9 protein-coding genes and 2 tRNA genes are annotated in these 11358 nt (G+C 62.0%); 5 read left to right on the forward strand and 6 right to left on the reverse strand.

Annotation, left to right across the window (positions count from 1 at the left end):
• Positions 1-1086: 1086 nt before the first annotated feature.
• Together VMV82_11200 and VMV82_11205 are read left to right on the forward strand one after the other, a co-directional pair.
• Positions 1087-1845, forward strand: coding sequence for a hypothetical protein (locus VMV82_11200; GenBank protein HUY42109.1), 759 nt, complete (start codon positions 1087-1089; stop codon positions 1843-1845).
• A gap of 595 nt (positions 1846-2440) precedes the next feature.
• Positions 2441-3988, forward strand: a complete 1548-nt coding sequence (locus VMV82_11205) for an aspartyl protease family protein (protein HUY42110.1) — start codon at positions 2441-2443, stop codon at positions 3986-3988.
• An 11-nt stretch (positions 3989-3999) separates the two neighbouring features.
• Here the strand turns inward: VMV82_11205 and VMV82_11210 are convergent.
• From VMV82_11210 to VMV82_11225, 4 genes are all read right to left on the reverse strand, one after another.
• Positions 4000-4073 (reverse strand) — tRNA-Arg (locus VMV82_11210).
• A 43-nt stretch (positions 4074-4116) separates the two neighbouring features.
• A tRNA-Ser gene (locus tag VMV82_11215) sits at positions 4117-4206 on the reverse strand.
• A 100-nt stretch (positions 4207-4306) separates the two neighbouring features.
• Positions 4307-5518, reverse strand: a complete 1212-nt coding sequence (locus VMV82_11220) for a tyrosine-type recombinase/integrase (protein HUY42111.1) — start codon at positions 5516-5518, stop codon at positions 4307-4309.
• Positions 5515-6276, reverse strand: coding sequence for a helix-turn-helix transcriptional regulator (locus VMV82_11225; protein ID HUY42112.1), 762 nt, complete (start codon positions 6274-6276; stop codon positions 5515-5517). The genes VMV82_11220 and VMV82_11225 overlap by 4 nt, the downstream gene beginning before the upstream one ends.
• A 269-nt stretch (positions 6277-6545) precedes the next feature.
• Here VMV82_11225 and VMV82_11230 point away from each other — a divergent pair, with 269 nt between their 5' ends.
• The 3 genes from VMV82_11230 (at position 6546) to VMV82_11240 (ending at position 9201) form a co-directional block, all read left to right on the forward strand.
• The gene (locus VMV82_11230; GenBank protein HUY42113.1) at positions 6546-7175 is read left to right on the forward strand and encodes a hypothetical protein; all 630 of its coding nucleotides are present in this window, start codon (positions 6546-6548) and stop codon (positions 7173-7175) included.
• The gene (locus VMV82_11235) at positions 7172-8806 is read left to right on the forward strand and encodes a hypothetical protein (protein HUY42114.1); all 1635 of its coding nucleotides are present in this window, start codon (positions 7172-7174) and stop codon (positions 8804-8806) included. Before VMV82_11230 ends, VMV82_11235 begins: the two co-directional genes overlap by 4 nt.
• Before the next feature lie 203 nt (positions 8807-9009).
• A complete protein-coding gene (locus tag VMV82_11240; protein ID HUY42115.1) occupies positions 9010-9201 on the forward strand; it encodes a hypothetical protein in 192 nt (63 codons plus the stop codon).
• An 843-nt stretch (positions 9202-10044) separates the two neighbouring features.
• On the opposite strand, the gene VMV82_11245 is transcribed toward VMV82_11240, so the two are convergent.
• The gene (locus tag VMV82_11245) at positions 10045-10509 is read right to left on the reverse strand and encodes a hypothetical protein (protein HUY42116.1); all 465 of its coding nucleotides are present in this window, start codon (positions 10507-10509) and stop codon (positions 10045-10047) included.
• Positions 10510-10794: 285 nt separating this feature from the next.
• A complete protein-coding gene (locus VMV82_11250) occupies positions 10795-11031 on the reverse strand; it encodes a hypothetical protein (GenBank protein HUY42117.1) in 237 nt (78 codons plus the stop codon).
• Between the last annotated feature and the right edge of the window lie 327 nt (positions 11032-11358).

Genomic DNA, 11358 nt, shown 5'->3' on the forward strand with positions numbered 1-11358 from the left:
TTGTCGTAAGCGGTCGAGCAATGAATGGAGGCGTGCTCGTAATCGGAGCACCTGGATCGGGATGGAGCGTGGCGCGGTTATAAATTCCTAACGGGTCGAAGGTCGGACGAGCGACCGGAGTGCCTTGCGCGTAAAGTACCCAACGCGTTACGAGGTGTGGCCGACAGATCAAGTACGCGAGTATCAGGACGATAGCCGCAAAGAAGGGCCGTGCGGCATTAACGCTGTTCACTTGCGATTCGTTGTCCCGACGTGACCCTGCGCCACAAGCGTCTTGCGCGTCAGTCGCTTCCCGTCCGAACCCTTCGCAGCGATGGCAAAACGCTCAATCATTCTCCGAGGCTCCCGCCCAGACGCTTACTTGATATGAAAGAACCGCGGCGATTACCGTGGATCCGACACCCGTGCGTATGAAATAGAAGACTTCCCTGGCAACTATCTATCCCATCCCCAGAGCAAGGCGTAGTGCCGCTCACAGCGCATGGCGTACATTTTCCCGCCTGGTGCCGGGATGAATGGCATCCCTTCTTCCGCGACTATCTCAGGATGCGTGGCGACGGCTTGGCGGCACTCTAAGAGCGACGGGAATGCCCCGGGAAGTGTTGTCGGCGGTGTTTGCGCTGGGAACGGGGCGGTTGGGGCGGTCGGGACCGAGCCTTGCTGCCTGGCAGAGTATGGGTCGCGTGGGGCAAGCAGGTCGAGCGGAACCGAGGTACCCACCGGAACGGGAACCGCGGTCGGTAGCGGGATAGGAACCGCGATGATCGCCACCCGGTACTCGTCCCCGATATGAGGCCGTGCGACAAGGTAGAGCAACACGAGGAGCACGATGCCCATGGCGTACCGCCAGCCCTCACCGTCCATCCATGCGAAGATTCGGCGGCCAGCCAACGCCCACTTTCAAAACTCTAAACGCGAAGCCGCCCGAGGGTGTGGATCGAGCGGCCTCTTACTTCGTTCAAGTACCCCATCTCTTGCACTATAGGACATTTTTCTTCTCGGATTTTTTGCGGACTACACGGGCGTGGAGTAGGTTCGGTTTGCGCGCGGTCGCTGCCAGCGGTGGCAGCGGGGGTTGCCAGACGGTTGCCGTCGATAGCAACCCACTTCAGCCCTTTTCGATTTACTTCGTCCGCTTTATTCGGCGTCTATTCCGCTTCTACTCGCTTCGACCCGCACGGGTCAGATTTCAAGACCGCCGCGCGCGATGTTCAAAAAGCCGCCCGCGTGGCTTATCGGGTCATCGCGCGTTTTCGGGTCTGCTACAATATGAGCATGAACGTCACGCCAGCGAAATGGGCCGCCAACCGCGCGAACGCCCAAAAGAGCACCGGCCCTCGCACGGAAGGCGGCAAGAGCGTCTCGCGTCTAAACCGGCTGCGCCACGGCCTGCGCTCCGAGCTTGTGGTCGTTCCGCCGCTCGAGGATTCCGAGGAATGGGAAGAGCACCGTTCGGCCGTCGCCGAGGTCCTCGCGCCGCAAAACTACCTCGAGGAGCAGCTCGCCGATCACGCTGCGCTTGCGACCTGGCGGCTACGCCGCGCGGCGCGCTACGAGCGGGGCGTGCTGATGCAAGCGCAGGCCGAGGTCGAGAACGGCGGATCCGCGGCGGAAAAGCTTCAGCATATGCTCGATGACGACGACAACCGGCCGCGGTCCCCTGAGCTTGCGCGCGAGCAGCATGCGCTCCCGGTCGGCCTCGCCAACGGCGGGGATGGTCTCCGTCACGATGAGTTGATCGTCCGCTACGAAACTGCGCAGGAGCGCAGCCTCCAGCGCGTGATCGAGGGCATCCGCGCGCTGCGTGGTTTGGGTTCGGTCGGCAAAAAAGAGCCAGAACCCTGACGGAAAACGTCGCGCGCGCGTACGGCTCGACGCGCAAAGGCCACGCTTTGGCGCGCCGCGCGCCGCTAGGGCGCGATGTCTCGGACGACCGCCCGGAATATCACCCGGCAAGAGCAGACGCCCGTCCTGCGCCCGTAGAATCGACGCGCGCCCGTTGCAAAACCGTCCTCCCAACGCGCGCGCGCGAGGCTTACGTTTCGCCGGAACGTGGCGCACCGGAAAACGTGGCGCACCGGAAACGGTGGTCCCCAAAACGTCGCGCGCGCGCGGTCTCCCAGGACGCAAGCATGAGAACGTTGGTTGCATTTTGGTTGCATCCGGTGACGACCAAAGGCATCCGCAAGAAGCCATCGACGCCAGCAAGCCCTCGTGAATCTCCACTTGCAGCCAGTAGAAACCACCGTTTTCGGCATTATGAGTCCCCTGCTCTACCACTGAGCTACCGAGCCGCGCTTACCCCTTCGACAGGCTCGGGGCTACGGACTTTCCGCTGCCGCAGTGTACCAGAACCCGGTCTTGCCTTCAAGCGGCTGCAACCAGGCAGGCCAGGCGGCGCGAGAGAAGCATGCGCTATCCCGTTTCGGAGGTGTGACCGATGCGTCGTTTCGCCGTTTTTCTCGTGATTTTGACGCTGCTGGGCCCCGGTGCGGCTGCTGCCCAGAGCATGGATGCCGCCGCGCTTCTCGCCCTTCACCATCGCTACGTCGGCTGGCAGTTCGGCGACGGAACGTTCGCGTCGATGCGTGAGTCGGGAAACCTCGTGAATACCGCGCCGTCGCCGGGAGCGTCGCCCCAGCCTCCCACGCCGATCAGGATTCTCATTCGCGGCGTCGCGTTTCGCGCGACGCAAGTCGACTCCGATACCGGTCGCCCCGTGAACTCCGGTTTTACCGGCCACGTCTTCTGGGAGTCGAACGAGAACGGCTTTACGCATCCGATCATCGGTGACGAAGAAAAGTACGAGATCTCATTTCAGTTTCTGTTCAGCGAGGCCACCACGGAGCTCACGGGCGCGCTCCAGAATCCCGTGACTATCGGCGGCGCGAGCTATCCGGTAGTACGCGTCACGCCCGGAAACGGCTTTCCCATCGATCTAGCCATCGATCCGAGAACCGGAGCCTATGTACGAGCGGTCATCGATCTCAGCGGTAGATACGAAACGACCATCGACATCCTCTCGTACGCGCAGCCGTTGCCCGGCAAATGCGTCATTTCGCATTACCGCTATCAGGACTCACACTACACGCACGAGATCACGACCTTTCAGCCGAACGTGCCGATCGCCGACGACGAGCTGCATCCGCCCCAACAAACGGCGACCTGGACGTTCGCGAATCCAAACCCGTTTCCGATCGACGCACGAGGGAACTTCATTCTCGTGCCCGCAACGGTGAACGGCGTACGGGGGACGTTCCTGCTGGACACGGGCGCCAGCGTAATTCTCTTGACGAGCGATTTTGCGCGACGCGCTCACGTACGCCGCGCTGCCGGTGGTGCGATTTATGGAATCGGCGGATCGGCGTCGGCGGAGACGGACGTCATCGACTCGCTCGTCGTCGGCGGTAACACGCTCTCGAACGTCATAGCGATGTCTTCGGCGCTTGGGAACGACTATCGCGGGCTGCTAGGCGGTGCCTACAACAACGAACGCGTGGACGGTCTACTCGGCTACGATCTCCTTGGCGGAGCCTTCGTCAGAGTCAACATCGGCGCGAACACGATGACGATCCTCGATCCCTCAACGGCGGATCTCTCCAATGAGCGCGGAGCCGTGCTCGCCGTCGATCTGAGCTCCGGTCAGCCGACGATTCCGATGACGCTCGACGGCTCAATCGCCGTGAACGCCACGCTCGACACGGGTGACCGCGCCGGCGTCGGATACAGTCGCGAGCTCGTAAGCAAGTATCACATCGCGATCATGCGAGGCATGGCAATGATCGGCGGCGTTGGCGGTGGCGAAATCACGAACTGCGGCGCTTTCGGTAAACTCGCCATCGGACCGATCCTCTACGAAGGCGAATCCGCCTGCGAAACGAGCGCGCTCACCGGTACGAATCTCCTCGTGGGAATCGATTTTCTCAAGCACTTCAACTTGGTCTTCGACTACCCGCGCGGGCAGATGGCGTTGGATCCGTTGCCGTAGGAAGCGAGTCGTGCGGTCGGAGGGACTCGAACCCCCAACCTACAAGTTCGTAGCCTGTTGCTCTATCCAATTGAGCTACGACCGCGCGTGACTCGCTCGCCATCCTTGGCTCGCTCCTGCTTGACCTTCGGAGAGAGAGGGATTCGAACCCTCGATACGACTTTACATCGTATAACGGTTTAGCAAACCGCCGCCTTCAGCCGCTCGGCCATCTCTCCATGTAGATTTCATGCGGGTTTCCGCGACAGTCGCTCGTTCTCTGACCGTCACGGTTGCCATTCGGTTGCCGTAGGGTGATCCTCCTGTCCTTGCTCACGGTCAGCCCGCCCGGTTCGCGGCCTTCGCGTGCCGCGCCTGCGCTGCCTCAAGCGAGTCTGCAACACTCGCGACCGCGCGCTCCTGCGCTCCAGCAATAACGTGGCCATAGGTGTTCAGCGTCAGTGTCGGTGTGTTGTGACCCAGCAGCGCTGCGACGCTCCGCACGTCGCTGCCATTGGCCAGCGCCTGCGTTGCAACGTAATGCCGGCATGAGTGCAGGGTCACCCCGTGCAGGCCCAGACGGCGCACCGCCGCCCCGAACGCCTTGGTTGCCGCGTCGAGTGTCGGGAGGCCGAGTTCATCCGCAAACACCAAGTTACTCGTCGCGTACGTGCCTTCGCGGGCAGCGAGCTCATCCGCCGCCTGCGTCGCGCGCTGCCGCCGAAGCGCCTCAACCGCAGCCGCACTGAGCGGCACGATCCGCTCGCGCCCCGTCTTGGTTGTCTTGACCACGAAGCCACCCTTGCGATCGGTGGCAATCGCTTGGCGCACGACCGCGATGCCACGCTCCCTGTCGATCGCGTCCCACATGAGTCCGGCAATCTCCCCGCGACGCATCCCCGTACTCAGCGCGAAAACGAAGAATGGATGCCAACGCTCGCCCTCGGTTGCAGCCAGGAGCGTCGCCGCCTCTTCGGACGATAGCGCACGCGCGGCCGACGGGTTGGGGGTGGGTGCAGTAACACGACGCGCAACATTCCTAGCGACGAGATCGAGCCGCTCCGCCCACGAGAGCACCTCGAAAGCCAGGCGATGGACGTGATGGACGGTGCGCTGCGAGAGCGTCCCATTCCGCCCCTTCTTGCGCGCAACGCGCGCGTAGAGGTTCTCTAGATGGACTGGACGCAGTTTGCGCAGCTCGACGCTACCAATCTCGGGCTCGACGTGCAGCCGCCAGAGTTCAGCATAGCGGTGCGCGGTGTTCGCGGTGAGGCGCACCGCCGCATAGTCGGGCTTGAATCCGACCTTCACCTTCTTCTGCTGGTCCTTGGGATCGCGAACCTCCCGCTCCCATAGCTCGGCGACCGTCATGCGCTCGCGAGCCAGGTTGTCGCCATTGTCGCGCTTGTGTAGCGCGTCGCGTTCCGCTCGCTCGGCCTCTTTACGGGTTGCGAACGTGCCTATGCTCTTACGGCGCCGTGCGCCGGCCCTCAGCGATTCGAGATCAACAAGAACGGCGTAGCGGCCGCTCTTGCGACGATAGATGCTCATGTCTTCTTTCCTTTCTGCGGAAGATCACATAGTTTGCGGACCTCTGGTTCCGCCTCGTCGAGCAGGTCTTCCGGCCAATCACCCTTCCGCAGAACTTCTAAGATCGGTCCCAGACATTGCTCTGCATCGAAGAGCGATTCGCTCTTTCCATAGCCCGTGAAAGCCCTGATCGCTTGAACGTAGTCGAAGAGCGCGAGGATGAGCCTTGGGCGGTGTTGGTTCGGCCGTACCGGAGTAGGTATGCGAAGCTGCTTTATCGCGACGAGACAGGCATCGAAGGCGTCCGGCGGCTCTGTCCATGGTTCACTCAGGTTCCTGCGAGGCTTAATGGTTGCTAGGCTCTGCACTAGCGCCTGCTCTTGCTTGGCGCGGGCGAGTGCGTAATCACCGAGAATTCTAGCGCGCCGCTTTGATCCCAACTCCCTGACCACTCGCCGCGCTAGGGCGGGAGCATTCGAAAAGTGCCGCTTCCCCTCGGTCCGGATCAGGTCGAGCAGTGCTCGCTCGTATAGGGTGAATGGGTCCGCGGGACTAACACGCAGCGCCTTGCAGATATCGCGGAGCGTTCTGCCTGCGCCGTTCCCCCTGCGCATGAACCATCGGCCGAGCCATCCAGCGTTGAGTCCGATCGCCTTCGCCAGCGTCGTAGGCGTCAGGCCGCGCCGCAACGCGAGCGCGGCGAGACAGCGCTTCTCATCTGAGCCCGCGTTTTCTGCCCAAGTAAGGAGTTGCGGGGAATCGCTCGGTGGGCGCGGCATAGCATATTTATAGCATGTTATTGACGCCCCGTGAAGGCCTGCCGCGGCTATAATCGACGTGTGATAATGAATAACGGCTCGGGACCGGCGCTGCTAACGCGGCGGCAAGCCTGTGCAAAGTTGTCGATCGGGCTCTCGCGCTACAAATGCCTCGTCGCGGCCGGATGCCTTCGTGAAGTCGCAATCGGGGAACGTGGGCGCCGGCTTCCTTTGAGCGAGGTCGACCGCTTCATCCTTGAGCGCCTCGAAACCGCTGCTGGTGACGACGCATGACCACGCGCGAGATCGCAGGCCGACTGGACGCTCGCAAGATCGCGAAAGGATGGATTGCGCGCTGCCCTGCTCACTATGACCGGCAAGCCTCGCTTTCGATCAACGAAGGACGTGAAGGGCGTGTGCTGCTGCGCTGCTTCGCAGGCTGCTCGGTCGAGCGCATCGTGTATGCACTCGGACTCGACATGACCGACCTCTTCGATCCGCGGGAACCTGCTCTGAGGGCGTCGCGGCACAAGCGCCCACCAACCGCGCGGGAGATACGCGAGGCGCTAGTCCAGGAAGCGCAGACCTATCGCCACGAGTACGCGGTCGAGGGTGAGTTTCTCGCTCGCGAGCTAAATGCGATCCGCGAACGCATCGGACACCGCTACGGCGTCGCGTTGCCGCCGCTCCCAAGACCCCTCTACGAAGGCGGCGGCTACGGCGGACGTGACCGTGACCCGGCGTGGCCGGGCATCTTCGCCTGGGCGCTCGCCGTTGCTGGGGTCGAGATCGTCGGCGTGCCGTTCAACGGCTCCGTAAGACCGCCGTGCTGCGTCATAATTCAAGCCGAGGACCTCGCGGCCACGGCAATGCGTGACCTAGAACACCAGGCACGTCAACACGAGCAATGCGCCGCATGAGCGTCGATCCGCGGCTAGTCGCGGGCGTGGACGATCCGCCAGCGGTTACGGCAGCCAATAGGGGGTCGAGTAACGCGGACAAGCTCGTCACGGTCGCAATGCAGAGTACGACGCTTCTACGTGATTCCGAACGGGTTGCCTATGCCCGCGTATCGCTTGTCGGCGGTGCGAAACCGCTCTATCGCGTGCGATCGCGAGACTTCAAGGGCTGGCTCACCTCCCAGTTCTACGCCACGCACGGGCGCACACCCAGCGCGCAAGCCTTAGGGGACGCGCTGGGAGTCTTGGAAGGGCACGCGTTGCACTACGCAGGAATCCGCGAAGTCGAAGTGCGTGTTCGCGTTGGCGGCGACGGCGAGAATGAGATCGCGCTGGACCTCGGCACCCGCGACTGGATCTGCGCCGTGGTCACGTCGAACGGATGGTACACTGAACCGCATGGAGAGCGCTGCTTCGTCCGGCCGAATGGGCTCCTGCCGTTGCCGATGCCGAGCAAGGACAGCGACTTAGCGGTACTTCGCGACATTCTTCCTTGCGGGAAAGATGATGCCGTTTGGGCGCGCGCCGCAGGGGCAATGGTCGGATGGCTTCATCCTCTTGGACCGTACTACGGACTGAACCTCACCGGCGAGCAAGGCTCGGCAAAATCCACATTTGCCCGCCTCCTGAAAGATACGTTCGATCCGGCCGGCGCTGATCTTCGGGCGGAGCCTCGGGAGCTTCGCGACCTCGCGATAGCAGCCGAGCACGGGCATATCTTAGCGCTTGACAATCTTTCCGGCATTCGTCCCTTGCTGAGTGACGGGCTCTGTCGATTATTAACAGGTGCTGCATTCGGAACGCGAGCCTTGTATGAGAACCGCGAAGAAGAAATCTTCCGGGCTTCGAAACCCGTCATACTAAACGGAATCGGCGACCACGCTACGCGGGGGGACCTCCTTGACCGCTTGCTGACGATTCAGCTCCCGCCGATCCCCGATACCGAACGTCGCAGCGAGAGGCAGGTGCGGTCGCAATTCAACGCACAACATGCCAGGATTCTCGGCGGCCTTCTCAGCGCGGTTGCCACGATGATGCGAGAGATCGAGCGAGTTCGCCGTCAGCTGAAAGGCCGCCATCGCATGGCTGATGCCTTCGAGCGCGCTATTGCAGCGGAGGTTGCGCTTGGGTTGAAGGCTGGCACGTTTGAGCGTGCCGCCGATACGGGACGGAAAGAAGCGCACGTCGTCGCCATAGAATCCTCAACGGTCGGCCCCTGGCTGATGAAGCTGCTCGACGATAAGCGCGAGTTCAACGGCACCTACGGCGAGCTCCTCAACGCCCTCGATCTAGCACCACCGGAAGTAATTCGGCGTTCGGAATGGCCTAAGAATGCACGCAGGCTCCGTGGCGAGATTACGCGTCTCGCCCCAGCCCTACGTGCCATCGGCGTCATGGTTCAAATTGATCTGCCTCGCCAGGGACGCGGGCAGCCGCTCCGCCTCGCGTTAACGCCTGACAAAATCGCGGGAACGGACCTACACGACCTACAGAACCTACAGGATCATAAGGCCAGTGCCTCTACCAGTGTAGACGATGTAGGTACTGTAGATGAGCACGCCCTTCTCGACGAAGAGGTCTTGGCGCCGTGACCGCGAGCGACGTGCTTGAGAGCATTCGCGCGTTCGGAGCTGACGTGATTCAGAGACCCGATGGCTCTCTCGTGCTACGCGGGCGCTCGCGCGTACCGAAAGACCTTGCGGCCCAGGCACGAGAACGCGCCGACGACCTCCGAGCGATTCTGAGGAAATGGCGCATAGGACCCAGTCACGCGTTCACCGTCGCGACCTCAAACTTGGCCGACGCCGACCGAAGCGTATGCATCGCCTGCGGTGCCGGCGTCGAGTTACACGGCAACCCGGCGTCGGATTCTTGGCGAATCATCCCGGATGAGGACCTCGAAGCGGTTGAAAATGTCAAAGTTACATTCGTGCTCGAGGTCGCCGAGCGCATCGCACGAGCAGCGGAAAACGGTGAAGCACGTTGACGCCGACCCGTAAAGGCCGGAGCAATGCCCTGGTTCTTCTGTGAATGCGGAGCGCCCCTAGACCGGCTCGACCCGCGTCGCCGCTATTGCTCGTACAAGTGCAAGAAGGCTGCCGATAATTGCCGGGCCCGTGAGCGTCGCGAGGATCGCATTGAACGCAGCGAATGCCCACGGTGCGGCGAGGAAATGAGTGAACAAGACCTCTACGAGCAGCGACGCACATGCGTGGACTGCAGGGCGAGGGCGGCCGCTGCGAAGCGCCGCTGGAGAGCCGAGCGATGGCTTTGGGGTGATACTCGGGAACGGCGTGTAGCCCGACTCCGGCGCCGAACGAAGAAGCTGGAGGCGGCGGCGCACCAACGATTCCGCGCGGTGAACCCGCACTTGTTCCCACCGGACGACGTTCCAATCGTCGAATACTGACGGCTACGCGTCCGTGGACCGGGTCCCGAAGCGGCGTTCGCGCTCTTCTTCGCGACGATAGGTTCACGCTTTCGCTAGTGTCGGCCAACATGAACGCGACGCGACGACGGCTTCCGTCGCGAACCTCCATCGTGCGCGCGAAGGTTATTCCGGAACAGACACTTGATCGATCAGGGGCTCGGTGTTGACGTTGGGCCGCATAGTGGAGCGTTCAAGCTTCCCTCGTACAGTGGCAGTACGCAGGCGGAGCCGGTAAGGCGGTCGATGCGCCAAACAAGGCCGAGGCCTCCGCCGCCTGATGCTACGTAGTCATACCGAAAGAAAAGCTGGAAGATCGCTACGAGTACGAGCAACGCCAGAACAACGTAGAAAGCTTCGCGCCATTTCACCTTAACGACCCTCCAAATCCTCGCGCACGAGTCAGCGAGTAACGACGACTGACACGAACTGTGTGGGATCATATCCAGAGGGCGTCTCGTAGTCGTCACCTTCACCCACGAAGCCCGTAGTCCCCGTAATGGGGCCGGATATCGCCTCTACGTGCAGGGTATAGATGTGTCCCGGCTTCTCCACGTCAACCCTAAGCAGCGTGTAATCTGGCACGTGCGTGATATCGCCCCCTACATCCGGATTGGAATCGATATCGTGCGAACAATCGGCTTGGTCCTGATCTGGTTCCTCCGAACACGGTCGATTCTGCAAGACGGCGCCCGTCGGTATGACCGGCGCGATATCCCCTGCACCAACCCAACCAAGCTGAACAAGATGGACTGCATACGATAGCGTCCCGTAGAGCACGACGCGATCGACAACGTACTCGCCGCCGCCGCCAGACGCGTAATCTCTACAGTCCTTGTCGATACGTTCACAGACCGTCACGCTCATGCCGCCAATTGCGAACATCCCCAGTGATACGGTGCTCCCCGCGCGTAGAACTAACCACGATGGCGGAGGCTGGCCCGTTTGATCCTGAAGGACGATCGCCGTGGCGCTTTCGAAGTGGTTGGCAGCAATTTCCGAACTGATTGAAGACGAAGAAGCGCTTCGTTCACACCCGGCGCATATAAGAATCGCGAACGGAACGGAGAAGATCGAGGCAGCGCGCTTCAGCTCCAAGCGCAGGCTACCTCCCAGCCGGTAAGACAGCGTAATCCGAGGATAACGATAAACCTACAATGCGCGGCGCTCGTTGTACACCTCGAATCCGATCGCGAGAATCACGATCGCTGCCGATTCAAACGCCGCCTTTATCAGCCATCCTTCGCAGTATGGTAATGCAAAACCGCGCCGCACGCAAATGGGGAAGGTCAGGCCGTAATAGTGCTGGCCCGTGAGTGCGGCGACAACAAACATCAGTGCGCCGATCGCGATGCAAACGATAAGAATCCGCCCGGTAGCCCGCGTCATCGAGAACTCTGCGGCACAGCGGCCTCCAAATACTCCCGGCCCCGCAGGGACCGTCATGAGCACTGCCGGTCCCGGCCTTTCGTTCCCTGCTAGAGCCAGGATCGCCGCCCGGAGGCCGATGGCTCGGCGAAGCGGTTGCGCGGCGTGTGCACCCTGCTTAGGCGCCTGTAGGCAACGGAGGAGGCGGCGCCGTATACTTGACGGCTATGCTTCAGGCAATCGGCTCAGCGTTCGGCTGGCTCCCAGCGTCCTACGGTCCGGAGGATATCCGCCCGTTCTACTTGGTCGCGCGTCCCGGTTTCCTTGGCGGCATGGGAAGCGTCATCG

This window comes from Candidatus Dormiibacterota bacterium (assembly GCA_035532035.1).
Classification (GTDB): domain Bacteria; phylum Vulcanimicrobiota; class Vulcanimicrobiia; order Vulcanimicrobiales; family Vulcanimicrobiaceae; genus Tyrphobacter.